The sequence below is a fragment of the Dyella sp. C9 genome, assembly GCF_003332825.1.
GTDB lineage: Bacteria > Pseudomonadota > Gammaproteobacteria > Xanthomonadales > Rhodanobacteraceae > Dyella.
In genome coordinates, this window is the sequence record NZ_QIRF01000001.1 from 228,387 (window position 1) to 252,149 (window position 23,763).

Consider the following 23,763-nt stretch of genomic DNA (forward strand, 5'->3'; position numbering starts at 1 on the left):
CGGGGACGACCCTGCATGCGAGTGGTTTTGCGGGGACGACCCTGCTCTTCATCCAGAGGAGCGCTTCATGCCCTGGATCTATCTTGCCCTTGCCGGACTGTTCGAAGTGGTCTGGGCGGTGGGGCTCAAATACACCGAAGGTTTCAGCCGCCTGTGGCCGAGCGTGATCACCGTGTCCGCCATGACGGCGAGCATCATCCTGCTGGCGATGGCGGTGAAGACGCTGCCGATCGGCACCGCGTATGCGATATGGACCGGCATCGGCGCGGTAGGCGCGGTGATTCTCGGCATGCTGCTGTTTGGCGACAGCGCCTCGCCGCTGCGTCTGGCCTGCGTGGGCCTGGTGGTGCTTGGCATGGTGGGGCTGAAGATCACCAGCGGGGCGCACTGATCTGCGTTGTGGCAAGCCCCGCACCCTCACTCCAATCCCTCTCTCCCACAGGGACTACCTTCGGGTCGCCAAGGGGAGCGGGGCCATCGATCACTCAGGCTTGTTGCCCAGCTTGGTCAGCTCGGGATTCGAGGTGAAGTCGCGCTTGGCGCGCTGCGCGTTGAGCGGCTCGCCGTTGACCTGGTACCACACGCTTTCGGCGATGTTGGTGGCGTGGTCGCCGATGCGCTCGATATTCTTGGCCATGAACAGCAGGTGCGTGCACGGCGTGATGTTGCGCGGGTCTTCCATCATGTAGGTGAGCAGCTGGCGGAAGTAGCCGGTATAGGCTTCGTCCAGCTCGGCGTCGTCCTTCCACACCTGGTAGGCGCGTTCTGCGTCGCGGTCGCGGTACGCGATGAGCACGTCGCGCACTTCCTGCGCGGCCAGCTCGGCCAGGTAGCCCAGGCCGCTGGTGGGGGCGATCGGGGCCACCATCGACAGCGGGATGGAGCGCTTGGCCACGTTGGCGGCGTAATCACCAATACGCTCGATGTCGGCGGCGATGCGCAGCGCGGCGAACACGTTGCGCAGGTCGCCGGCGATCGGCGCACGCAGGGCCAGCAGGCGCACCACGTCGTGGCTGATTTCCTGCTCGAGCTGGTCGATGGCGTCGTCGTTGTTGACCACGTGCTGGGCGGCGCGCTCGTCGCGGCGGTCGATCACGTCAATGGCTGCTTCGAGCTGGCTCACCGCAAGCTCGCCCATGCGGACGATCTCGCCGGTGAGGCGGGTCAGCTCGTCGTCGTAGCTCTTGATGATGTGTTCTTTGTTGCTGCCGCTCATAAGCGTTCTCGGGAATAGAGAATAGGGAATCGAGAATAGGTCTGGCGTGCGGGTTTTACTATTCCCGATTCACCATTTCCTATTCTCAGCTTAATTAGCCGAAACGACCGGTAATGTAATCTTCGGTCTGCTTCTTGCTGGGCTTGGTGAAGATCTGTTCGGTGCGGTCGAATTCGATCAGCTCGCCCAGGTACATGAAGGCGGTGAGGTCCGAGCAACGGGCCGCCTGCTGCATGTTGTGGGTGACGATGACTATGGTGTATTGGCTCTTGAGCTCTTCCACCAGCTGTTCGATGCGGCCGGTGGCGATCGGGTCGAGCGCCGAGGTCGGTTCGTCCAGCAGCAGCACTTCGGGCTTGAGCGCGATGCCGCGGGCGATGCACAGGCGCTGCTGCTGGCCGCCGGAGAGGCCCAGCGCGCTCTGCTTGAGCTTGTCCTTCACCTCGTCCCACAGGGCGGCGCTGCGCAGCGCCTGCTCCACGCGGATGTCCATGTCGGCGCGCGAAAGCTTCTCGTGGTGGCGGATGCCGTAGGCCACGTTCTCGAAGATGGTCATCGGGAACGGCACCGGCTTCTGGAACACCATGCCAACCTTGCTGCGCAGGCGGTTCATGGAATAGCCGGAGTCGAGGATGTTCTCGCCGTCCAGGACGATCTCGCCCTTGGCCTCGAGCTTGGGATAGATCGCGTAGATGCGGTTGAAGATGCGCAGCAGGGTGGACTTGCCGCAGCCGGACGGGCCAATGATGGCCGTCACCTTCTTCTCCGGGATATCCATGTTGATGCCTTTCAGCGCATGGAACCCGTTGTAGTAGAAATGCAGGTCGCGCACCTTGATCTTGGTGGGCGCGATAGGGGCAGACATGGCCGCGGACTGCGGATGAATGCCAGCGGCGGCGGGCTCAGTCATGGGACACCTTGTTGCGGGAAAGGACCAGACGGGAAGCAAGGCTCAGCAGCAGCACGAACATGGTGACCACGAACGCGCCCGCCCAGGCGATGGCATGCATGCCATCGCCCGGGTCGTTGGCGTACTGGTAGATCACCTGCGGCAGGCTGGACATCTTGTCCGACGGGTTGAAGGTCAGGTAGTTGTTGCCGAATGCGGTGAACAGCAGCGGGGCGGTTTCGCCACTGATGCGCGCCAGCGCCAGCAGCACGCCGGTGATGATGCCCGAGCGCGCCGCGCGGATCAGGATCTGCATGGTGAGCTTCCACTGCGGGATGCCCAGCGACAGCGCGGCCTCGCGCAGGGTGGAGGGCACCAGGCGCAGCATTTCGTCCGAGGTGCGCACGATCACCGGCAGCGCGATCAGCGCCAGCGCCACGCCGCCGGCCCAGCCGGAGAACGTGGTGGAGCCATCGGTGAGGGCGGTGGTCGGCAGCACCACGATGGTGTAGACGAACAGGCCCAGCACGATCGACGGTGCCGACAGCAGGATGTCGTTGAGGAAGCGGATCGACTCGCCCAGCTTGGTGCCGCTGGCGTACTCGGCCAGCCAGGTGCCGGCCAGCACGCCGATCGGCGTGGCGATGGCGATGCCGATCAGGTTGACAATGAGGCTGCCGACCATCGCGTTGAGCAGGCCGCCGTCCTCGCCATAGGCAGTGATCTTGGTGAACAGCTTGAGGTCGAGCGCGCCGATGCCCTGGCGCAGCGTTTCCCACAGGATCCAGGCCAGGAACACCAGGCCGATCAGCGTGGCGACCATGCTGAGCGCGAGCGCAACGATGTTGGTGATGCGCCGGCGCGTGTAGATGAACGAGTTGGCAGCCATCAGCGGCCCTCCTTGTGGGCCAGCTGGCGCAGCATCCAGCGAGCGATCAGCAGTACGAAGAAGGTCACCACGAACAGCAGGAAGGCCAGCGCCATCAGGGTGGACTTCTGCAGGCCGGCGGCCTCGCTGAACTGGTTGGCGATGGTGGAGGCGATGGATGCGCCCGGATCGAGGATCGATGCGGACAGCTGCATGGCGTTGCCGAGCACGAAGGTCACCGCCATGGTTTCGCCGAGCGCGCGGCCCAGGCCCAGGAAGATGCCGCCGATCACCGCCGAACGGGTATAGGGCAGCACGATGTCCCAGGACACCTCCCAGGTGCTGGAGCCCAGCGCATAGGCCGACTCCTTAAGGCGCGAGGGCACGGTCTGGAACACTTCGCGCATCACCGAGGAGATGAACGGGATGATCATCACGGCCAGCACGATGCCGGCGGTGAGGATGCTGGCGCCGAACGGGTAGTCGCTGCCGAACAGTTTGCCGACGAAGGGCACGTGGGCAGCCACCCACGACAGCTTGCCGTCGTCCGGCTTGTCGCCCAGGTAGTTGGTGAGCCAGGGCTTGATGTGGTCGGCGAAGAAGGGCGCGAAGATGAAGAGGCCCCACATGCCGTAGATGATCGAAGGAATACCGGCCAGCAGCTCGATGGCCGAGGACACCGGCGTGCGCAGCCACGGCGGCGCCACTTCGGAGAGGTACAGGGCGATGCCGAAGCTCACCGGCACCGCGATCAGCAGGGCGATCAGCGAGGTGACGATGGTGCCGTACACCGGCACGAGGGCACCGTAGGTATCGCTGCTTGGATCCCAGGTGGAGCTGACCAGGAAGTGCCAGCCGAAGGTGCCGAACGCGTGGCGGCCACCCCACAGGGTGGCGCCGGCGGCGCCGAGCAGGCAGGCCAGCACCAGCAGGGCGCAGCCCTTGAGCAGCCAGCCGAACAGCCGGTCGTGTCGTGCGTCGCGATGCGCGCGCGCTTCCTGGGCCAGGGTGGAGGCGACGGCGCCTACGTTCGCTTGCATGTGCAGAGGATTCCTCAGCAATCAGGCCCGGCTGGGCACACGTGCCTGTCCGGTCGGTGGACGTTGCGCCGGATTGCGGCGCCTTTCAACAGCAGGCCGCCCGAGGTTAGTCGGGCGGCCGTGGTGGTGCGGTCAAGCGGGCAGGATAGGGCTCGCCGGTTGCCGTAGCATGACCGGCGAGACGCATTCCTCAGTGCTTGTACTCGGTGCTCCAGTACGCCTCGATCTTCTGCACCAGGTTCTCCGGCAGCGCGACGTAGTCGAGCGAGGCGGCATCCTTCTGGCCGTTCTCGAGCGCCCACTTGAAGAACTCGAAGGCCACCTTGGTGTGCTCGGCGTTCTTCGGCTTCTTGTACATCACCACCCAGGTGGTCGCGGTGATCGGCCACGCCTGCGCACCGGAGGCGTTGGTCATGATCACGTTGAAGTCCTTGGCGCTGGCCCAGTCGGCGGTCGCAGCGGCAGCGGCGAAGGCATCGGCGCTCGGCGCGACGACCTGGCCGGCGGCGTTCTTCAGGTTCACCCAGCTGATCTTGTTCTTCACGGCATAGGCGTACTCGACGTAGCCGATCGAACCGATGATCTGCTTGACGTACTGCGACACGCCTTCGTTGCCCTTGCCACCCACGCCGGTCGGCCATTCGACGGCGGTGCCGAACTTCACCTTGGTCGCCCAGTCATTGCTGACCTTGGACAGGTAGTTGGTGAAGTTGAACGAGGTGCCCGAACCGTCCGAACGATGCACGACCGTGATCTTCTTGGCCGGCAGGTTCACGCCGGCGTTCATCGCGGCGATCTTCGGGTCGTTCCACATGGTGATCTTGCCGAGGAAGATGTCGGCGAGGGTGGGGCCGTCGAGCTTGATCTGGCCGGCTTCGATGCCCGGGATGTTCACCACCGGAACGATGCCGCCCACCACGACCGGGAACTGGCCCAGGCCGTACTGCGCGAGATCCTCGGCCTTCACCGGGGCGTCGGTGGCGCCGAAGTCGATGGTGCCTTCCTTGATCTGCGCCACGCCGGCGCCCGAGCCGACGGACTGGTAGTTGAGCTTGTTGCCGGTCTTCTCGGCATAGCCGGCAGACCACTTGGAGAGCACCGGGTAGACGAAGCTCGAGCCCGCACCGGTGATGTCGGTGGCGTGCGCGGACATGCCGAACAGCGAGGCCGCGGCGAACACGGCGGTCGTGCCGATGCGAGACAGGTATTTCGTTGAGGTCAACACGGTGGCTCCTTAAGCGTAAGGGTCTCGGGGGATTCCCGCCCTCCGTTATTTCATGCGTGCCGTGTTGCAATGAAATGAGTTCAATGTTTCAGCGGTATGACAGTCTCAACATGGCTGTCATAGGGTGCTGATAAAAAAGGAATTAAGCGGCAAGCCCCGCAGCCAGGCGAGGCAGCCTTCCTTCTTCACATGGATTCAACGCCGATCTGCTCGCGCTCGAAGGTCTCGAGCCGGCGCCAGCGGTTGACGATGGTGCAGAACAGTTCGGCTGTGCGCTCGGCGTCATAGATGGCCGAGTGGGCCTCGCGCGTATCAAAGGCCATGCCGGCTGCCTGCACGGCCTTGCTCAGTACGGTCTGGCCAAAGGCCAGGCCGCTCAGCGTGGCGGTGTCAAAGCAGCTGAAGGGGTGGAACGGGTTGCGCTTGTGCCCCACGCGGCGCACCGCGGCGTTGAGGAAACCCAGGTCGAAGGCCGCGTTGTGGCCCACCAGGATCGCCCGCTGGCAGTCCATGTCGCGCATGGCATCGCGGATCGGCTTGAACACATGGTCCAGCGCCAGGCGCTCGTCCAGCGCCCCGCGCAGTGGGTTGTCCGGGTCGATGCCGGTGATTTCCAGGGCGCGCGGGTCGATGTTGGCGCCGGGGAAGGGCTCCACGTGGGCCGCTACGGCCGGCATCGGCTGCAGGTAGCCCTCGGGTGTCATACGCAATATGACGGCGGCGATTTCCAATAGCGCGTCGCGCTCGGCGTCGAAGCCACCGGTTTCCACGTCCACGATCACCGGCAGGAAGCCGCGAAACCGCTCAGCCATGCGGCCGGCCATGCTGTTGCAGAGGTTCTCCATGCGCTAAGCATATCAGCCGGCGCATGACAGCCGTGGCTGGGGCGCCTGTGTCGGTTTGGGGACGTGCGCGGGCGAATGTCTTCGTTCTGTCACATAACGTCCATCTAACGGTAAACCCCTGAGCCCATCCTCCGCACCGATCGTGCTTGGACAGCCAGAGATCGAAGGGGATCAAAGGGGGCGGTCCAGGTGGTTCCTACCTACTTGCGGAGAATATCCATGCGTTCCAAGTTGCTTGCGGTAGCCGTCGCTGCCGCATTGGGCGTTACCAGCTTTCACGTGATGGCCGACCCGGCTCCGGCCCAGTCGTCCAAGAACAGCACGCAGTCGGCTCAGACCGCCGAGATCGAAGCGCTGAAGGCTCAGCTCCAGGCTCTGCAGGCCAAGGTGGCCGAGCTCGAGCAGCGCACGGATGCGCAGTCTGACATCAACGTCTCCACCGGCCAGGCCGTGGAGCAGGTGCAGAAGCAGGTCGCTGCCACCGATGCGCAGGTCAAGAAGTCGTCCGACAAGATCGCCTACAAGGGCGTGAACATCACGCTCGGCGGCTTCCTCGCCGCTGAATCGATCTACCGCTCGGCCCAGGAAGGCGCGGACATCGCCTCCAACTACAGCGCGATCCCGTACAAGAACGTGCAGACCGCTCACATGAGCGAGTTCCGCATGAGTGCCCGCCAGAGCCGCCTGTCGGCCCTCGCCCAGGGTGACGTGAGCCCGGATACGCATCTGGCCGGCTACATCGAAATGGACTTCCTGGGCGGCGCCCAGACCGCGAACTCGAACGAGAGCAACTCGTTCAACCCGCGCATCCGCAACGTCTACATGACCTCCGACTGGGACAACTCGGGCCTGCACCTGCTGGCCGGCCAGAACTGGTCGCTGCTGACGCTCAACAGCAAGGGCATCATGCCGCGCACCGAGCTGACCCCGCCGCAGATCGACGCCCAGTACATTCCGGGCTTCACCTGGGCCCGTCAGGCGCAGATCCGCCTGGTCAAGGATTGGGACAAGACCTACTGGCTGGGTATCTCGATCGAGAACCCGCAGACCACGTTCTACAGCAGCCCGAACCAGGCCAAGGCGCCGGTGCAGCAGACTGCGTACAACATCACCGCTGGCTCGGGCTACGACTCGGCCAACACGCTGTCGCTGAACCACATCCCCGACGTGGTCGTGAAGTTCGCGGCTGACCCGGGCTATGGCCACTACGAAGTGTTCGGCCTGGGCCGTTCGTTCTACAACCGCTACGCCACCAATGGTTCGTACTCGAACCACGACACCTGGGGCGGTGGCTGGGGCTTCGGCGCAGTCCTGCCGCTCATCGACAAGGTGCTGGACTGGCAGATCTCCGGCATGGAAGGCAAGGGCATCGGCCGTTACGGCAGCGCCCAGCTCTCCGACGTGACCTTCAGCCCGAACGGCAACATCGCTCCGATCAAGGAGAACATGCTGCTGACCGGTCTGACCTGGCATGCCAACGCCGACGTCGACGTCTACCTGTTCGGCGGCCGCGAGTCCGACAGCAAGAAGGACTTCGATGTCAACGGCCTGGCCCTGGGCTACGGCAACCCGGCCTACAACAACAGCGGTTGCGACACTGTGGGTGCGGCTGCCGCCACCTGCGTGGGCAACGCCAAGGACATCTGGCAGGGTACGGCTGGTTTCTGGTGGAAGTTCTACCAGGGCAAGTTTGGTCGCATGCAGTTCGGTGCGCAGTACTCGCACACCGAGAAGGAAGCCTTCGCCGGCCAGGGTTACGTCAACGGCGTGCTGGTCAACGGCGCAGCTTCGCCGAAGGCCAAGGAAGACATGTTCTTCACCTCCTTCCGCTACTACCCGTTCTAATCGGCGGTACGGCACGACTATCGCAAGGGAGTTCGACCCACGGATGGAGAAGCGGCGGGCCTTGGCCCGCCGCTTTGTTTTTGTGGCGAGGCGCATGCGAAAGATGGATGGCTAAACGCCACCTGACCCTGATTGATGCAAGTGCACAAAAATCATCGCAAAGACTTGCGGCTCGTGGTGGGTTTCCGATAGTTTCTACGCATGACTTCGCGTCTTCGCCATTCCCCTTTCGCCGTTTTCCTGGCGTGCCTGTTCGGCCTGCTGTTGCTGGTCGGCGCGCCGGTGCGTCCGGCCAAGGCGGCGCCTGCCGGCGACAGCGGCAAGGCGGTGGCGACCCTGGTGCTGGCCGACGACGTGGCCGACACCGATGCCGATCGTGACGGCAAGTGCTCGTTCGACGACAACACCAGCGGCGGCATGGATGACATCCTTCATCCGTTCGACGTCGCCCACCTGTGGGCTCCCATGCCCAGCCAGGCCCCCGTGTCAGGCTCCTACGACGTAGGCCTGCACGACCCCGCGCGGCTGCTGCGCCCGCCCGAAGCCGCCTGATCCGCGACCGCTGACGCGGTTCGCCCGTTCGGGTGCGCGCGCCATCGCGTGCCACCCCTGATGGCCATCCCCGAGACCTGAAACGCCAACGGCGCGCATGTCGCGTGCCTGCGGCCGGCGCTGGCCATCCCCGTTTCCCATTCCATCGACGCTCTTGCCCGGTGCGCTGCGCCGTGGGCGTCGTACCCCACTTTTGTCTGGAGTATTCGCATGAAGCGTTTGATCGAAGGTTTCGAGCAGTTCCGCAACGAAGTTTTCCCCACCCAGCGCGAGCTGTTCGGCAAGCTGGCCAAGGGCCAGAGCCCGAGCACCATGTTCATCACCTGCGCCGATTCGCGCGTGATGCCAGAGATGATGTTTTGCTCCCAGCCCGGCGAGCTGTTCGTATATCGCAACATCGGCAACATCGTGCCGCCGTACGCGCAGCATGTGAGCGGCGTGGTCGCGGCGATCGAGTACGCGGTGAAGGTGCTCAAGGTGCGCCACATCGTGATCTGCGGCCATTCCGACTGCGGCGCGATGAAGGCATTGCAGTATCCGGAGCTGGTGCAGGACATGCCGTCGGTGGCCGCGTGGATGAAGCATGCGGACGTGGCGCGCTACGTGGTGCAGCAGCACGGCGCCGGCATGGACCCTCTCGAGGCGTTGCGCTGCCTTACCGAGGAGAACGTGGTCGGGCAGCTGGAGCACCTGCGCACGCTGCCGGCGGTCGCCGCGGCGCTGGCTACCGGTCAGCTCAGCATCCATGGCTGGGTGTATGACATCGCGCACGCGGAGCTGAGGGCGTTCGATGCGCAGGAAGGGCGCTTCGTGCTGATCGAGCCGGGCAAGGGCCGGGTGCCTGAGGCTACGCCGCACGCGCGCTTCTCCATGCCCACGGCGTCGGCTGCCTGAGGATCGCCGTCGTGATGAACCGTTATTTCTCGCAGGGTCTGTTTGGACGCGACCTGCTGGGTTCCATCGTGGTGTTCCTGGTGGCGTTGCCCTTGTGCATGGGTATCGCCATCGCGTCGGGCATGCCGCCGGCCGCCGGTCTGATCAGCGGCATCATCGGCGGCATCGTGGTCGGCACGATCGCCGGCTCACCGCTCCAGGTCAGCGGCCCCGCCGCTGGCCTGGCAGTGCTGGTGTTCGAGCTGGTGCGCCAGCATGGCGTGGCCGCACTGGGGCCGGTGGTGCTGTTGGCCGGCCTGATCCAGATCGCGGCGGGCTTGTGCCGCGTCGGCGTGTGGTTCCGCATGTGCTCGCCGGCCGTGGTGGCCGGCATGCTCTCGGGGATTGGCGTGCTGATCGTCGCCTCGCAGCTGCACGTGTTGATCGATGCCGTGCCCAAGGCTCGTGGCCTGGAGAACTTCGCCGCGCTGCCGGGTGCCGTGATCGACATGCTGCAGGGTGAAGTGGGCAGCCTTGCCGCGCTGGGCGTGGGTGCCGGCACCATTGCCATCATGCTGGGCTGGGAAAAGCTGCGTCCGGCCAAGCTGCGTTTCGTGCCTGGCGCGCTGCTCGCCGTGGTCGCGCTGACGGCGACCGTGCAGCTGATGGACCTGTCGGTAAAGAAGGTGGACGTGCCGTCCAACCTGATGGCCGCGGTGTCGATGCCGAGCTGGAGCAGCCTGTCCGGTTTGCTGGAGCCTTCGCTGCTGATCGCCGCGCTGACCTTCGCCTTCATCGCCAGTGCCGAGACGCTGCTGTCCGCCGCCGCGGTGGATCGCATGCACGACGGCGTGCGCACGCAGTACGACCGCGAGCTGACCGCGCAGGGCGTGGGCAATCTGCTGTGCGGCCTGCTGGGTGCGTTGCCGATGACCGGCGTGATCGTGCGCAGTGCCGCGAACGTGCAGGCGGGCTCGGCCACGCGCATGGCCGCCATCATGCACGGCGCGTGGCTGCTGGTGTTCGCTTCGCTGCTGCCGTGGCTGATGCGCATGACGCCGGTGGCGTGCCTGGCCGGTATCCTGGTTTTCACCGGCATCAAGATGGTGAACTTCAAACAGGTGAAGGCACTGGCCCAGTATGGCAAGGGCACGGCATGGATCTACGTGGCCACCACGGTGGCAATCGTGGCTACCGACCTGCTGGCCGGTGTGCTGGTGGGCTTCGCGCTGTCGCTGTTCCGCCTGGCGCTGCATTCGGCGCGACTGAAGGTGGGCCTGGATCACCACGATGAACCGGGTTCGGCTTCGCTGCGGCTGGAAGGTTCGGCCACCTTCCTGCGCGTACCGTCAGTGGCGCGCACGCTGGAGCGCGTGCCGCCGAACACGCGCCTGCAGTTGGTGGTGGATCGCTTGCATCACGTCGACCAGGCGTGCCTGGAATTGCTACGCGAATGGGGGCGTAATGCCTCGGCGCGTGGCTGCGAGCTGGTGGTGGACTGGCAGCAGCTCAACCAGCGCGTGGAAGGCGTGCGTCGGGCCGCCTAGGAAGGCAGCCCGTCATAGGAACCTGCCCGCTTCCCCTCCCCCTCTCTCTGGGCGGGCAGGTTCCACAAGGCCCCCGGGCGGATGCGACAGCTGTAGGTCTGTCGCGTCAGCGGGCCCGGGATGTGCTGCCGGTCGCCGCGATGTCGGCGGCCGGCAGCTGCGCAGTATCCCAACCACCACCCAAGGCGCGGATCAGGTCCACGCTGGCCTGCAGCCGACGGGTGCGCACCTGTTCGGCGTTGCGCTCGGCCTGCAGTTCGGCGGTCTGCGCCGTGACCACGTCGAGATAGTTCACCGCGCCTTCGCGGTAGCGGTTGGTGGCGATGGTCTGCGAGTCGCGTGCGGCGCTGGCGGCATCGTCTTCCTGGTGTGCTTCCTTGCCCAGTTGCTGCAGTAGGGTAAGGTTGTCTTCCACCTGCTGGAACGCGCCGAGCACCACGCCGCGATACTCGCCTGCAGCGGCATCCAGGTTGGCTTGTGCCGCCGCCACCTTGGATCGGCGCAGGCCACCATCGAACAGCGTCATGGCCAGATCCGGACCGAGCGCCCAGTAGCGATTGCCCGCGCTCATCAGGCTGCCCATGCCGGTGTCCTGCCAGCCGAACGCGGCAGCCAGGCTCAGGCGCGGAAAGAACGCGGCGCGCGCCACGCCGATTTCGGCATTGGCGGCAAACACGCGGCGTTCCGCGGCGGCGATGTCGGGGCGGCGTTCGAGCAGCTGCGAAGGCACGCCGAGTGGTATGGCCGGCACTACGATCGGCGTGTTGTCCAGTGGCAGCGAGAAGCTCGACGCCGGCACGCCCACCACGCTGGCGATGGCATGTTCGGTGAGCGCACGCTGCGCTTCCACTTCGGACACCTGGGCCTGCGCATCGGAAAGCTGGTTCTTGGCGCGCGCCACGTCCAGTCCCGAGGCGATGCCACCCTCGAAGCGGCGCTGGGTCAGATCCAGTCCCTGCTGATAGGCATCGAGGGTGTCCTTGAGGATGCGCTCCTGCACGTCGTAGCCGCGCAGGCGGATATACAGGTCGGCCAGCTGTGCCTCCAGGCTCAGCTTCACCGAGGCGAGGTCGCCGGAGGCCGCAGCGGCCTCGGCCTTGCCGGCGGCCACTTCGTTGCGCACGCGGCCCCACAGGTCCAGCTCGTAGCTGGCGCCGAAGCCAAGCGTGTTGGCCGAGTATTCATTGGGCTGGTTGCTGCCGCGCAACGGGCGATTGTTGGACTGGCGATTGCGCGAGGTGTTGGCATCCACGCCCAGTTGCGGGTATTCGCTGGAGCGCAGCTCGCCGACGATGGCACGCGCCGCGTCATAACGCGCCAGCGCCACCGCCAGCGACGGATTGGCGTGGTCGAGCTGGTCTTCCAGCCGGTCCAGCGTGGCGTCGCGATAGACCGACCACCACGCACCGCGATCGGCGGTATCGGCCGGATGTGCCGGTGACCACAGGCCGTCGGAGGTCTGGCCTGCATAGGCTTGCGGCAGCGGACCCACGTCGGGTTTCTTGTAGGTGGGGGCGAGCGAGCAGGCCGGCAGCACGGCTACCAGGGCCAGCGGCAGCAGGCGGCGCAGCAGCGAAAGTGATTGGTTCATGGCGCTACTCCTGCTTCGCGGCGCTGTCGCCGGTGGCGTTGGCCACCTGCACGCGATCACCCTGCATCAGCGAATCGGGCGGGTGGTTGATGATGCGGTCGCCGGGCTGCAGGCCCTGGTCGATCTGCAGGCGGTCACCGAGATCGAGCGCGATGTGCACGTTGCGCAGCTCGGCCTTGCCGTCGGCGCCGAGCACGGCCACCTGCGGGCCCTGCGCGCGGAAGATCAGCACGGTGGCCGGCACCGTCATGGTGTGGCTGTTGTCGGCCATCGGCAGATGCACTTCGGCATACGCGCCCGGCAGCAGGTCGCCCTTGGGGTTGGCTACCTCGAACTGCGCGAGCAGGGCGCCCGAGGCCTGGTTCACCGCGCCGGAGTTGCCGATCAGCTGGCCGGTGAACTGCTCGCCCGGGTGATCGGGCACGTCCAGCTTCACCGTCATGCCGGGGCGGATGGCATCGGCGTAGCCCTGAGGCACTTCCACATACAGGCGCATGCGCGTGGTGTCGGACACCGTGAACAAGGGTTGGCTGCTGTCGTTGTTGGCGCTGATCAGGTCGCCGATGTCGGTGTTGCGCGCGGTCACCGTGCCGGCGAACGGCGCGGTGACATGCTTGAAGCCTTCCATGGCGGCGATGCGGTCCACGTTGGCCTGTGCCGCCAGCACGTTGGCCTGCGCGGCTTCCGCCTCGCCGGCCTTTTCGTCGGCCTCCTGCTTGGACACCGAGTTCGAGGTGAGCAGGTTCTGCCAGCGCTTGTTGGTGAGCACCGCGAGCTTGGCGGTGGCCTGCGCGCGGGCGAGGTCGGCCTTGGCCTGCTCGAACTGCTGGTCCAGTTCCGGTGTGTCGATTTCGGCCAATGATTCACCGGCGGTGACCTGGCTGCCGATATCGCGGCTCCAGCTCTTGAGGTAGCCGCTGACCCGCGCGTGGATCGGCGCACTGATCCACGCATCCAGATGGCCGGGCAGGGTCATGGCCTGCTGGCTGGCGCCGGTTTCCGGCGTCACCAGCTGCACCGTGGGCAAGATCTGCGCATCGGTCCACTTCACCACGCGGTGATAGTCGTAGGCACGCACGGCGACGCCGGCGATGGTGGCGAGGACGGCCACGACGAGCCCGATGCGCACGGCACGGCCGAGCTTGGGCGGGCGCTGCGGCGTGGCGATGGGGGCGTCATGCGACATGGACGGGTTCTCCAAGCAGGGATTCGGGATTCGTCTGGGCCTGCTCGCGGCCGTGCACGATGCTGAAGATCACCGGCACGAACAGCAGGGTGGCGAAGGTGGCGAACAGCAGGCCGCCGATCACGGCACGGCCCAGCGGCGAGTTCTGTTCCTGGGTGAGGGCCATCGGCAGCATGCCGATGATCATCGCCAGCGCGGTCATGCAGACCGGGCGGAAGCGGGTGAAGCCGGCCTCCAGTGCGGCCTTCATTGCATCGCCGTGTTCGGCAAGCCGTTCGCGGCAGAAGCTCACCACCAGAATGGAGTTGGCGGTGGCCACGCCCATGCACATGATGGCGCCGGTCAACGCGGGTACCGAAAGCGTGGTGTGCGAGAGGAACAGCATCCACACGATGCCGGCCAGCGCCGCGGGCAGGGCGGTGATGATCACGAACGGATCCAGCCACGACTGGAAGTTCACCACGATCAGCAGGTAGATCAGCACGATGGCACCGACCAGGCCGAACAGCAGGCCGCCAAAGGCTTCGTTCATGGTGCCGGCCTGTCCATGCAGGCTCACCAGCGTGCCGCGCGGACGCGACCTGGCGAAGTCGTTGAGCACCTTCTGCACGTCGCTGGCCACGGCGCCGAGGTCGCGGTCCTGCACCGAGGCGTAGATGTCGAACGAGGGCATGATGTTGTAGTGCGTGACCACCGCCGCGCTGGGTACGCGGGTGAAGGTGGCCAGGCCGCCGAGCACCTGGCTCGCGCCCTTGCCGGCCGGCGTCACCGGCAGGCTGGCGATGTCGGCCATGCTGTCCATCTTGTACTGCGGCGTGGCGGCCACGATCGGGTAGGACACGCCATTCTTCGGATTGAGCCAGAACGTCGGCGCCACCTGCGAGCTGCCGGCCAGCGAGGCCACCATGCTGTTGGTGACGTCGCGCTCGGTCACGCCAAGCTCATCGGCGCGGGTGCGGTTCACCGTGACGTCGAGCTGCGGGTAACTGGTGCTCTGCTGCAGGCGCACGTCGGCGATGCCGGGCACTTCGCGCAGGCGCTGCATGATCTTCGTGGCGTAAGCCTCGTTGGCAGCGAGGTCGCGGCCGGCGATGGTCACATCCAGCGGCGCCGGCGCGCCGAAGTTGAGGATCTGCGAGCTCATGTCGGCCGGCAGGAAGGCGAACTGGGTACCCGGGAATTCGCGCGGCAACAACGCACGCAGCTTGCGCACATAGTCGGCGGTGGGCGCGTGGCCTTCCTTCAGCTCGATCTGGATGTCGCCATCCTGCGGGCCGATGGTGCCGCTGGAGTTGTAGACCATGTTCACGCCGGACAGCGGCAGGCCGATGTTGTCGATGATGGTGTCCAGCTGATCCGGCGGAATCACCTTGCGGATTGCCGCCTCGACGCGATCGAACTCCGCGGCCGTTTCTTCCACGCGGGTGCCCATGGGTGCCCGCACGTGCAGGGCGATCGCGCCGGCATCGACATCGGGGAAGAAATCCCGGCCGAGGAACGGCACCAGCGCGAACGAAGCCAGCACGAAACCGAGGAAGCCGAGCACGAAGCGGCGGCGATGGGTGAGCGCCACCGTGAGCGTCGCATGGTAGACGTCGCGTATCTGGGCAAAGCGATGCTCGAAGCCCTGCTGGAAATTCACCAGCGCGGCCACCAGCGCACTGCGCTTGCGCGGCAGGTGCTGGTCGCCCTCGTGATGATTGAGGTATGCGTCTTCCGGATGGTCGCCCGGGCCTTTCTCGGTGTGGTGGGGCTTGAGCAGGTACATCGCCATGGTCGGCACCAGCGTGCGCGACAGCACGAACGAGGACGCCATGGCGAAGATCACCGCCAGCGCCATCGGGCGGAACAGGAAGCCGGCGATGCCGTTGAGCATGAACATCGGCACGAACACGATGCAGATGCACAGCAGCGAGACGAAGGCCGGCGTCACGATCTGCCTGGCGCCGTCCATGATGGCCGTGTGCACGTCCTTGCCCTGTTCGAGATGCCAGTTGATGTTCTCGATGGTCACCGTGGCATCGTCGACCAGGATGCCCACCGCCAGCGCGAGACCGCCCAGGGTCATCACGTTGAGCGTCTGGCCGGAGGCCGAGAGCAGCGCGATGGCGGACAGGATCGCCAGCGGAATCGACACCGCGATGATCACGGTGGAACGCCAGCTGCCCAGGAACACCAGGATCATCACCGAGGTGAGCAGGGCGGCGATGATGCCCTCGCGCGCCACCGAAGTGATCGCCGACTTCACGAAGGTGGACTGGTCGCTCAGCAGCGACACCTTCAGCGAGTCGGGCAGCGATTCCTTCACCAGCGGCATCAGGTTCTTGATGCCCGAGACCACGGCGAGGGTGGACGCATCGCCCACCTTCAGCGCCGGCATCAGCACCGCGCGCCGGCCATCCACGCGCACGATGTTGGTCTGCGGTGCCGCGCCGTCGCGCACATGGGCCACGTCGCCGAGGGTGATGGTGGCGCCGTGCACGGTCTTCACCGGCAGCTGGTTCAGCTCGTCGATCGCCTCGGGGCTGTTGTTGAGCTGCACGTGGTATTCGTAGGTGCCGATCTTGGCGGTACCCACCGGGATGATCTGGTTCTGCGCCGCCAGCGCGTTGCTCACGTCCTGCGCCGACAAGCCGTTCGCGGCCAGTGCGCGCGGATCCAGGTCCAGCGTCACCTGGCGCGCGGCACCGCCATAGGGTGTGGGCACCGCCACGCCGGGCACCGAGGTGAGCATCGGGCGCATGATGTTCAGGCCAAGGTCGAGGATCTTCGCCTCGGACAGCTTGCTGCTCGACAGCGCCATCTGCAGGATCGGCACGGTCGAGGCGTTGTAGTTGAGGATCAGCGGTGGCGTGATGCCCGGTGGCATCTGCTTGAGCACCGTCTGCGAGATCGAGGTGACCTGCGCCGTGGCGGTGCGGATGTCCACCCCCGGCTGGAAGAAGATCTTGACGATGCCCATGCCCGGCAGCGACTGCGACTCGATGTGCTCGATGTTGTTGACCGAGGTGCTGAGCTGGCGCTCGTAGTAGTACACCACGCGGCCGGACATCTGGTCGGGGGGCAGGCCGTTGTAGGTCCACACCACGCTGATCACCGGGATGCCGATGTTCGGGAAGATGTCGGTGGGCGTGCGCAGCGCCGCCAGCGGACCGGCGATCAGGATGAGCACCGCCAGCACGATGAAGGTGAGCGGTCGCGAGAGGGCAATGCGGACTAGGCCAAGCATGGGGCGATTCCGAGGCAGCATCGGCGCGCACGGCGCCGCGGCGTGACGGCCAGGCCGTCACATCGAAGGGACAAGGCGGGTAGCGACTATCAGCGGGGCGGTCCGGAACCGCGCGGAATGCAGCGGCAGGTCGTCATGGCTCGACTCGAAGGCAGGGCAGGGCCCGATGTGGCCATCTTCGCAAGGCAATCTTGTGGAAACCTTTTGGAACGCTGAAAGCTTGCTGTGTGGGTGGAATCGGGTGTCCCTTGGGCGAAGGAATCCTTCTCCGTTCGGGAGAAGGTGCCCGTCCCACAGGGACTACCTTCGGGTCGCAGCGGATGAGGGTGCGGGCGGGGCGCCGGGTTTGAGGCTAGTCCGTACCCTCACCCCAACCCCTCTCCCGAAGGGAGAGGGGCTTTCTGCGCAGGCTAATGAACGAAGGAACCCTTCTCCCTTCGGGAGAAGGTGCCGGTAGGCGGATGAGGGTGCGGGCGGAGCGAGATGATGAAGTCGGCGCAACGATTCACTCTTGCGCAGGTGCCGCACCCTCACCACCGTAAAGGTGGCAATGTCCCAACCCCTCTCTCACGGAAACTACCTTCGGGTCGCCACAGTGAAAGTGGCTTTCAGGCAGCCTCTGCCGCCATGCGAATACGCACCAGCAAGCCGCGCCCCATCGGTGACTCCCGTAACTCGATCGATGCGTCATGCAGCTCGATCGCACGCTGCACGATACTCAGGCCCAGGCCGAAGCCGCGCGTGGCGCTTTCCACTTCGCGGTGGAAACGCTTGAACACGGCCTGCCGGCGGTCCTCGGGAATGCCCGGGCCGTTGTCGCAGATGTCGATCACCGCCACACTGCCCTCGCGGCGGATGGCGACCTCGACCTGGCCTTCGGCTTCGGTATAACGCAGTGCGTTCTCGATCAGGTTGCGGAACATCGCCGTGAGCGCCACCTCGTGGCCGAGCACGTACAGCGGCGCGTCGTCGTGGTTGAGACTGAAGGCGATGTCCTTTTCGGCGATCAGCGGCGCCAGCTCCTCGATCACCTCGATGGCGATGCGCGCCAGGTCGAGTCGCGTGCGCTGCTGCGAGGCGGCGCCGGCTTCCAGCCGCGCCATGGCGAGGATCTGCTCGATGCGCCGCCCCAGCCGCGCCATGCTCTGCTGGGCGTTGCGCACGGTGAATTCGATTTCGGCCGGGTCGTCCGAGATCATCGCGCTTTCCAGGTGGATCATGGTCGCCGCCAGTGGCGTGCGCAGTTCGTGCGCCACGTCGGTGGCAAAGCGGTGTTCGCGGTCGAGCGCGTCCTCCAGCCGCTCCAGCTGCTGGTTGAGGGCCACGATCAACGGCTTGATCTCGCCCGGCGCATAGTCGGCCGGCATGGGTTTGCGGCTTCCCGGCGTGCGACGGTCGAGCATCTCGGTGAGTATCGCGACCGGCCGCAGTCCGCGCTTCACGGCCAGGCTCACCAGCAGGGCGAGCAGTGGAAGGCCGATCAGCAAGGGCAGGGTGTGTTCGATCACCAGGCCACGCGCGATGTCGACGCGGTTGTCCGAGCGCTCGGCGATGCGTATCACCAGGTTGGCGCGGTTCTGCAGGGTGAACGTGCGCCAGAGCTTTCCTTCCAGCTGGATGTCGCGGAAACCGCGTTCGTCCGACGTGGGCGGTGCGAGCGCAGCGAGGTTGGAGGTGGCGGCGATCAATTCGCCGTGCGGGTCATACGCCTGGAAACCCACCTCGGGCTCGTAGTTGTGCGGGTGCACCGACACCACCACGCCGTGGTGATGGCTGTCGCCGCTCTGCGCGATGTCGGGCAGGTCTGGATCGCGCAGCGGCAGTTCGCCGTGGGCGATCAGCGTGCCCAGTGTGCGTCCGGCCTGGGCGAGGCGTCCGTCGAGCAACTCGTTCATCTCGCGCAGTTCGCGGCGATAGCTGATCCAGCCCAACGGGATCAGCACCACCACCATCACCGCGATAATGAGCAGGGTGAGGCGGGTGCGCAGGCTGGCCGGATGGGAGATGGCCCTTGTATTTCCCATGCTCATTGCGGCTCGCGTGGAATCATGTAGCCGATGCCGCGCACCGTGTGGATCACCTCGGCGCTCAGTTTGCGGCGCAGCCAGTGCACCTGTACCTCGATGGCGTTGCGCTCCACGATGGTGTCCAGTCCGTACACGGAATTCTCCAGGGTCTCCCGGCGCACGATACGTCCAGCGCGCTCCATCAGAACGCGCAGCAGGGCGAACTCGCGGCGGGTGAGGGTGACCTTTTCGCCGCGGAACTCCACTTCGGCGGTGGCCAGGTTGAGCCGCAGGCCGCCCACCTCCACCAGGTTGTCGGCCAACCCCTGGGTACGCCGGGTGAGCGAGCGGATGCGTGCGGCCAGTTCCCCCAGATGGAACGGCTTCACCAGGTAATCGTCGGCGCCCAGGTCCAGGCCGCGGATGCGCATCTCCAACGCATCGCGCGCGGTCATCACCAGCACGGGGGTCTTCACGCCGGAACGACGCGCCTCGGCCAGCACTTCCAGGCCGTCCTTGCCGGGCAGGCCCAGGTCGAGCAGCACCAGGTCCACCGGGTCGCCGCGCAGCGCCTCGGTGGCCTCGCGCCCGTCGCGCAGCCAGGTGACGGCGTAGGACTGGTGCTCAAGCGCGTGCTTGATCGCCGCGCCAAGTTCGGCATCGTCTTCGACCAGCAGAATGTGCATGCCATACCACCCGTATCGGCCTCGGGAGGGCCATGGCACATGCCACGCCCGCAGGCGCCATGATCCATCGCCATCCTTTTGTGGATCTTTTCCCGGCAGGGCCGGTCGCCGTCACGTTGGCGCGTGAGACGCGGCCAGTCAATGCATGGCATGTGGATACGAGGGCGTCGACGCACAACGGCGGGCCTTGGCCCGCCGTTGTGCACCCTGCGATGGCGCCGCGAAGGCGGCGCTGGAAAAACCTGTGTCGCCCTGCGCGTTTCTCAGGGCCCCTTGGCGAGCGCGGCGGTAAGGATCGCGTTACGCAGCTCCGCGTTGCTCATCGCGGTGCCTTCACTCTGGTTGATCGCCACGGCCTTCATCGACTGCGGCTTGAGCATGAGGTGACGCTGGATTTCCCAGTTGTCGGCCTGGCGCTGGGCCAGGGCAAAGTCTTCCGGTGAGTTGCCGACGAACCCGACCACGGCATAGCCGTTGAGATCGACGGTGTAGGTTTCTACGGCGTAAGCCTGGCCGGCACAGGCCAGGCCGAGCGCGATGACGGCGGGGAAGATCAGGCGCTTCATGGGGGGACTCCTACGGGGGTACTGTTCCGGGGGAGGCTCGACCTTAGGCCCTTGGGTTACTCGGCGCTTGATGAAGTTGCGCGAAACACTGAGGAAAGTGTGAGGCTTTGCGGCGCGAAACCCTTGGTCCGTGCCATTCGTCATGCTTCCCTATGCGGCAACCGTCTTGTCCTTGTAACGGCAAAGGTCGCGTATGACGCATTGCGGACAATCGGGTTTGCGCGCCTTGCACACGTAGCGGCCGTGCAGGATCAGCCAGTGATGCGCGTCCTGCTTGAATTGGGCGGGTACCACCTTCTCCAGTTTGTCTTCCACCGCGCGCACGTCCTTGCCCGGCGCAAGGCCGGTACGATTGGAGACGCGGAAGATGTGCGTGTCCACCGCGATGGTGGGATGGCCGAAGGCGGTGTTGAGCACCACGTTGGCGGTCTTGCGCCCCACGCCCGGCAGCGCCTCCAGCGCCTCGCGCGTGCGCGGCACCTCACCTTGGTACTGCTCGACCAGGATGCGACACAGCGCGATCACGTTCTTGGCCTTGCTGTTGAAAAGGCCGATGGTGCTGATGTACTGCTTGAGCTTCTCCTCGCCGAGGTCGAGGATGGCCTGCGCCGTATTAGCGACCGGATAAAGCTTTTTTGTCGCCTTGTTCACGCCCACGTCGGTGGCCTGCGCGGAGAGCACCACCGCCACCAGCAGTTCGAACGGCGTGGTGTAGTTCAGTTCGGTGGTGGGGTGGGGATCAAGTTCGCGCAGGCGGGTGAACAGCTCGACGACGTCGGCCTTCTTCACGTGGGCTTTCCTTGTTGCTTGGCACGTGCGCGGGCGAGCGCCGCGAGCACGGGGTTGGTCTCGGTGGCCGCAGCCACCTGCGCCTTGCGCGCGGCGAGCTCCGCATCGCGCCGTGCCTGCTCACCGGCGAGGCGCGCTTCGCGCCGCTGGAAATGCAGCCGGGCGGCGTCGGCATGGGCCGGATCGTTCACCTGGGCCAGCGGCATGGGTTCGAGCACGATGCAGTCGACCGGGCAGGCCGGCACGCACAGCTCGCAGCCGGTGCAGTCGTCGATGATCACGGTGTGCATCAGCTTGGCCGCGCCAACGATGGCATCCACCGGACAGGCCTGGATGCACTTGGTGCAGCCGATGCACTCGGCCTCCACCACGCGTGCGAGCATGCGTGGCTTCTCCACGCCATGCTCCGGGTCCAGCGGCAGCACCGGCAGATCCAGCAGCTCGGCGAGACGGGTGATGCCGGCGGTACCGCCCGGCGGGCACTGGTTGATCCCGGCCTCGCCGCGCGCGATGGCCTCCGCATAGGGCCGGCAGCCGTGGTAACCGCATTGTTCGCATTGCGTCTGCGGGAGCAGGGCGTCGATGCGGTCGGCTAGGGAGTTCATGCCGTGCCAACGGCCTCCGTGGCTAAACAGGTTGCAGGCGGCGACCGGCATGGCCAGTCGCCGCAAGGTGCTCAGCGGACAGTGGCGCCCGGCTTGGCGCCCTGGTCGGCGTCGAGCAGGAACAGGTCGCTGCCGCCGTCGCCGGCCGAAAGAATCATGCCTTCGGACAGGCCGAAGCGCATCTTGCGCGGCGCGAGGTTGGCGATGAACACCACGTTGCGTCCCACCAGCTGCTGCGGTTCGCCGTAGGCGGCGCGGATGCCCGAGAAGATCTGGCGCGTGCCCAGCGGGCCGGCATCCAATTCGAAGCGAAGCAGCTTGTCCGAGCCGTCCACGAATTCGCACGCTGTGACTTTGCCGATGCGCAGGTCCAGCTTGGCGAAGTCGTCGATGCCGATGATGGCGGCGCCGTCGGTGGCGGTGGTCGGGGCGGTGCTGGCTTCGCTCATGGGCTTGCTGGGTTCCTTGGCTTTCTTGGGGGCAGGCTTGGGTTCGGCCGGGGCGAGGGAGTCCTTGGACATCTCCACCATGGCCACCACCTGCTTGGGATCGATGCGGCCGAGCAGCGGCTCGAATGCGTTGATGGAGTGGTTGTGCAGCTCGGCGCGCGCGTCGTCGAAGCCGCCGATCGGCGCGGCGAGGAACTGTTCGGCGGCTTCCACCGTGGCCGGCAGCACCGGCTTGAGCAGGCCCGACAGCAGGCGGAACGAGGCCAGGGCGAACGAGCACACCTGGTGCAGTTCACCGCGCAGGCTCTCGTCCTTGGCCATCGCCCACGGCGCCTTGGCCGCGATGTAGCCGTTGACCATGTCGGCCATGGTCACGAAGCGGCGTGCCACCTCGGCGAACTCGCCGCTGCTGTACAGCGCCGGCACGTCGCCGTAGAGCGCCAGCAGTTCGCGCCACAGCTCCTGCTCTTCATGGCTGAAGTCGGGGGCGAGGCGACCCTCGAAATACTTGTGCACGAAACCCGCGGTGCGGCTGGCGATGTTCACCCACTTGCCGACCAGGTGCGAGTTGACGCGCTCCTCGAAGGCCTTGAGGTCCAGGTCCACGTCCACCGGCGTGTCGCTGAGCATGCTGGCGAAGTAGTAGCGAAGGAACTCCGGGTGCAGGCCGGCGTCGAGGTAGGTACGCGCCTTGATAAAGGTGCCGCGCGACTTGGACATCTTCGCGCCGTTGACGGTGAGATAGCCGTTCACGTGCAGCGCGGTCGGCGTGCGGAAGTCCGCGCCGTGCAGCATGGCCGGCCAGAACAGGCCGTGGAAGTTGATGATGTCCTTGCCGATGAAGTGGTGCATCTCGGCATGGCTGTCCGGCGCCAGGAAGTCCTCGAACTTGAGGTCCGTGCGGTCGCACAGCGCCTTGAAGCTGGCCAGGTAGCCGACCGGCGCGTCCAGCCACACATAGAAGTACTTGCCCGGGGCGTCGGGTATCGGGAAGCCGAAGTAGGGCGCATCGCGCGAGATGTCCCAGTCCTTCAGGCCGCCGTCGAGCCATTCACGCAGCTTGGCCACCACGCCGCTGTTGGCCACCGGCTGGCCGCCGGTGAGCTTGCCGGCGAACCAGTCGCGCAGCAGCGGCTCGAACTTGCCCAGTTCGAAGAAGTAGTGCTCCGAATCACGCAGCACCGGCGTGGCGCCGGACATCACCGACTTGGGGTCGATCAGGTCGGTGGGGGCGTAGGTGGCGCCGCAGTTCTCGCAGTTGTCGCCGTACTGGTCGGGCGTCTTGCAGTTGGGGCAGGTGCCCTTGATGTAGCGATCCGGCAGGAACATTTCCTTTTCCGGGTCGAACAACTGCTGGATGTCGCGCCGCGCGATGTAGCCGCCGTCGCGCAGGCGCGTATAGATCAGCGATGCCAGCGCACGGTTCTCTTCCGAGTGGGTCGAGTGGTAGTGGTCGAACGCCACGTGGAAGGCAGCGAAGTCCGCTTCATGGCCAACGCGCACGCCCTCGATATAGGTCTCAGGCGACAGCCCGGCCTTCTCGGCGGCCAGCATGATCGGCGTGCCGTGCGCGTCGTCGGCGCAGACATACACCGTCTCGTTGCCCTGCATCCGCTGCGCACGCACCCAGATGTCGGCCTGGATATAGCCCAGCAGGTGACCCAGGTGCAGCGGGCCATTGGCATAGGGCAGTGCGTTGGTGACAAGGAGACGTCGGCTCATGGGCAGTGAGGTCAGCGTTGGGGGTCGTTCATTA

At 65.9% G+C, this 23,763-nt stretch carries 20 protein-coding genes; 5 read left to right on the forward strand and 15 right to left on the reverse strand.

Features of this window, described 5'->3' with window-relative positions; genetic code table 11:
* The first annotated feature begins 67 nt into the window (after positions 1 to 67).
* Complete coding sequence (gene sugE / locus DVU99_RS01025) at positions 68 to 391, forward strand: quaternary ammonium compound efflux SMR transporter SugE (protein ID WP_114238344.1); 324 nt, start codon at positions 68 to 70, stop codon at positions 389 to 391.
* A gap of 90 nt (positions 392 to 481) precedes the next feature.
* Here the strand turns inward: sugE and phoU are convergent, their stop codons facing one another.
* The 6 genes from phoU to rnt form a co-directional block, all read right to left on the reverse strand.
* On the reverse strand, positions 482 to 1,216 hold the full coding sequence (phoU, locus tag DVU99_RS01030; RefSeq protein ID WP_114238345.1) for a phosphate signaling complex protein PhoU: 735 nt from the start codon (positions 1,214 to 1,216) through the stop codon (positions 482 to 484).
* 94 nt (positions 1,217 to 1,310) lie between these two features.
* Positions 1,311 to 2,126: a phosphate ABC transporter ATP-binding protein PstB gene (gene pstB / locus DVU99_RS01035; protein ID WP_114238346.1), complete on the reverse strand. Its 816-nt coding sequence runs from the start codon at positions 2,124 to 2,126 to the stop codon at positions 1,311 to 1,313.
* Entirely contained in the window at positions 2,119 to 2,994 is an 876-nt protein-coding gene (gene pstA, locus DVU99_RS01040) for a phosphate ABC transporter permease PstA (protein WP_114238347.1), read from the reverse strand. The genes pstB and pstA overlap by 8 nt, the downstream gene beginning before the upstream one ends.
* Positions 2,994 to 4,013, reverse strand: a complete 1,020-nt coding sequence (gene pstC, locus DVU99_RS01045) for a phosphate ABC transporter permease subunit PstC (protein ID WP_114238348.1) — start codon at positions 4,011 to 4,013, stop codon at positions 2,994 to 2,996. The genes pstA and pstC overlap by 1 nt, the downstream gene beginning before the upstream one ends.
* Positions 4,014 to 4,203: 190 nt before the next feature.
* The gene (gene pstS, locus DVU99_RS01050; protein ID WP_114238593.1) at positions 4,204 to 5,235 is read right to left on the reverse strand and encodes a phosphate ABC transporter substrate-binding protein PstS; all 1,032 of its coding nucleotides are present in this window, start codon (positions 5,233 to 5,235) and stop codon (positions 4,204 to 4,206) included.
* Positions 5,236 to 5,423: 188 nt separating this feature from the next.
* Complete coding sequence (gene rnt / locus DVU99_RS01055; protein ID WP_114238349.1) at positions 5,424 to 6,083, reverse strand: ribonuclease T; 660 nt, start codon at positions 6,081 to 6,083, stop codon at positions 5,424 to 5,426.
* A 219-nt stretch (positions 6,084 to 6,302) separates the two neighbouring features.
* Here rnt and DVU99_RS20010 point away from each other — a divergent pair, with 219 nt between their 5' ends.
* The 4 genes from DVU99_RS20010 (at position 6,303) to DVU99_RS01075 (ending at position 10,900) form a co-directional block, all read left to right on the forward strand.
* On the forward strand, positions 6,303 to 7,928 hold the full coding sequence (locus DVU99_RS20010) for a hypothetical protein (protein ID WP_114238350.1): 1,626 nt from the start codon (positions 6,303 to 6,305) through the stop codon (positions 7,926 to 7,928).
* A gap of 201 nt (positions 7,929 to 8,129) precedes the next feature.
* Entirely contained in the window at positions 8,130 to 8,480 is a 351-nt protein-coding gene (locus DVU99_RS01065; RefSeq protein WP_114238351.1) for a hypothetical protein, read from the forward strand.
* A gap of 210 nt (positions 8,481 to 8,690) precedes the next feature.
* Complete coding sequence (locus DVU99_RS01070; protein ID WP_114238352.1) at positions 8,691 to 9,374, forward strand: carbonic anhydrase; 684 nt, start codon at positions 8,691 to 8,693, stop codon at positions 9,372 to 9,374.
* A 14-nt stretch (positions 9,375 to 9,388) separates the two neighbouring features.
* Positions 9,389 to 10,900, forward strand: coding sequence for a SulP family inorganic anion transporter (locus tag DVU99_RS01075; protein WP_114238353.1), 1,512 nt, complete (start codon positions 9,389 to 9,391; stop codon positions 10,898 to 10,900).
* 106 nt (positions 10,901 to 11,006) lie between these two features.
* Here DVU99_RS01075 and DVU99_RS01080 read toward each other — a convergent pair whose 3' ends face one another.
* The 9 genes from DVU99_RS01080 to metG all read right to left on the reverse strand — a co-directional run bounded on the left by DVU99_RS01080 (position 11,007) and on the right by metG (position 23,729).
* On the reverse strand, positions 11,007 to 12,491 hold the full coding sequence (locus DVU99_RS01080; protein WP_114238354.1) for an efflux transporter outer membrane subunit: 1,485 nt from the start codon (positions 12,489 to 12,491) through the stop codon (positions 11,007 to 11,009).
* Between the two features lie 4 nt (positions 12,492 to 12,495).
* On the reverse strand, positions 12,496 to 13,677 hold the full coding sequence (locus tag DVU99_RS01085) for an efflux RND transporter periplasmic adaptor subunit (RefSeq protein ID WP_114238355.1): 1,182 nt from the start codon (positions 13,675 to 13,677) through the stop codon (positions 12,496 to 12,498).
* The gene (locus DVU99_RS01090) at positions 13,667 to 16,906 is read right to left on the reverse strand and encodes an efflux RND transporter permease subunit (protein WP_114238356.1); all 3,240 of its coding nucleotides are present in this window, start codon (positions 16,904 to 16,906) and stop codon (positions 13,667 to 13,669) included. Before DVU99_RS01090 ends, DVU99_RS01085 begins: the two co-directional genes overlap by 11 nt.
* Positions 16,907 to 17,514: 608 nt before the next feature.
* Entirely contained in the window at positions 17,515 to 18,930 is a 1,416-nt protein-coding gene (locus DVU99_RS01095) for an ATP-binding protein (protein ID WP_114238357.1), read from the reverse strand.
* A 2-nt stretch (positions 18,931 to 18,932) separates the two neighbouring features.
* Entirely contained in the window at positions 18,933 to 19,598 is a 666-nt protein-coding gene (locus tag DVU99_RS01100) for a response regulator (protein WP_114238358.1), read from the reverse strand.
* A gap of 263 nt (positions 19,599 to 19,861) precedes the next feature.
* Complete coding sequence (locus DVU99_RS01105; RefSeq protein ID WP_114238359.1) at positions 19,862 to 20,164, reverse strand: hypothetical protein; 303 nt, start codon at positions 20,162 to 20,164, stop codon at positions 19,862 to 19,864.
* Positions 20,165 to 20,314: 150 nt separating this feature from the next.
* Complete coding sequence (gene nth, locus DVU99_RS01110; RefSeq protein ID WP_114238360.1) at positions 20,315 to 20,953, reverse strand: endonuclease III; 639 nt, start codon at positions 20,951 to 20,953, stop codon at positions 20,315 to 20,317.
* A complete protein-coding gene (locus tag DVU99_RS01115) occupies positions 20,950 to 21,558 on the reverse strand; it encodes an RnfABCDGE type electron transport complex subunit B (RefSeq protein ID WP_114238594.1) in 609 nt (202 codons plus the stop codon). Before DVU99_RS01115 ends, nth begins: the two co-directional genes overlap by 4 nt.
* A 71-nt stretch (positions 21,559 to 21,629) precedes the next feature.
* A complete protein-coding gene (gene metG / locus DVU99_RS01120) occupies positions 21,630 to 23,729 on the reverse strand; it encodes a methionine--tRNA ligase (RefSeq protein ID WP_114238361.1) in 2,100 nt (699 codons plus the stop codon).
* Between the last annotated feature and the right edge of the window lie 34 nt (positions 23,730 to 23,763).

Bases quoted from the DNA above. Each gene is read 5' to 3' on its own strand.
- sugE (WP_114238344.1), top strand. From the start codon at position 68: ATGCCCTGGATCTATCTTGCCCTTGCCGGACTGTTCGAAGTGGTCTGG.
- phoU (WP_114238345.1), bottom strand. From the start codon at position 1,216: ATGAGCGGCAGCAACAAAGAACACATCATCAAGAGCTACGACGACGAG.
- pstB (WP_114238346.1), bottom strand. From the start codon at position 2,126: ATGACTGAGCCCGCCGCCGCTGGCATTCATCCGCAGTCCGCGGCCATG.
- pstA (WP_114238347.1), bottom strand. From the start codon at position 2,994: ATGGCTGCCAACTCGTTCATCTACACGCGCCGGCGCATCACCAACATC.
- pstC (WP_114238348.1), bottom strand. From the start codon at position 4,013: ATGCAAGCGAACGTAGGCGCCGTCGCCTCCACCCTGGCCCAGGAAGCG.
- rnt (WP_114238349.1), bottom strand. From the start codon at position 6,083: ATGGAGAACCTCTGCAACAGCATGGCCGGCCGCATGGCTGAGCGGTTT.
- DVU99_RS20010 (WP_114238350.1), top strand. From the start codon at position 6,303: ATGCGTTCCAAGTTGCTTGCGGTAGCCGTCGCTGCCGCATTGGGCGTT.
- DVU99_RS01065 (WP_114238351.1), top strand. From the start codon at position 8,130: ATGACTTCGCGTCTTCGCCATTCCCCTTTCGCCGTTTTCCTGGCGTGC.
- DVU99_RS01070 (WP_114238352.1), top strand. From the start codon at position 8,691: ATGAAGCGTTTGATCGAAGGTTTCGAGCAGTTCCGCAACGAAGTTTTC.
- DVU99_RS01075 (WP_114238353.1), top strand. From the start codon at position 9,389: ATGAACCGTTATTTCTCGCAGGGTCTGTTTGGACGCGACCTGCTGGGT.
- DVU99_RS01080 (WP_114238354.1), bottom strand. From the start codon at position 12,491: ATGAACCAATCACTTTCGCTGCTGCGCCGCCTGCTGCCGCTGGCCCTG.
- DVU99_RS01085 (WP_114238355.1), bottom strand. From the start codon at position 13,677: ATGTCGCATGACGCCCCCATCGCCACGCCGCAGCGCCCGCCCAAGCTC.
- DVU99_RS01090 (WP_114238356.1), bottom strand. From the start codon at position 16,906: ATGCTTGGCCTAGTCCGCATTGCCCTCTCGCGACCGCTCACCTTCATC.
- DVU99_RS01095 (WP_114238357.1), bottom strand. From the start codon at position 18,930: ATGGGAAATACAAGGGCCATCTCCCATCCGGCCAGCCTGCGCACCCGC.
- DVU99_RS01100 (WP_114238358.1), bottom strand. From the start codon at position 19,598: ATGCACATTCTGCTGGTCGAAGACGATGCCGAACTTGGCGCGGCGATC.
- DVU99_RS01105 (WP_114238359.1), bottom strand. From the start codon at position 20,164: ATGAAGCGCCTGATCTTCCCCGCCGTCATCGCGCTCGGCCTGGCCTGT.
- DVU99_RS01115 (WP_114238594.1), bottom strand. From the start codon at position 21,558: ATGAACTCCCTAGCCGACCGCATCGACGCCCTGCTCCCGCAGACGCAA.
- metG (WP_114238361.1), bottom strand. From the start codon at position 23,729: ATGAGCCGACGTCTCCTTGTCACCAACGCACTGCCCTATGCCAATGGC.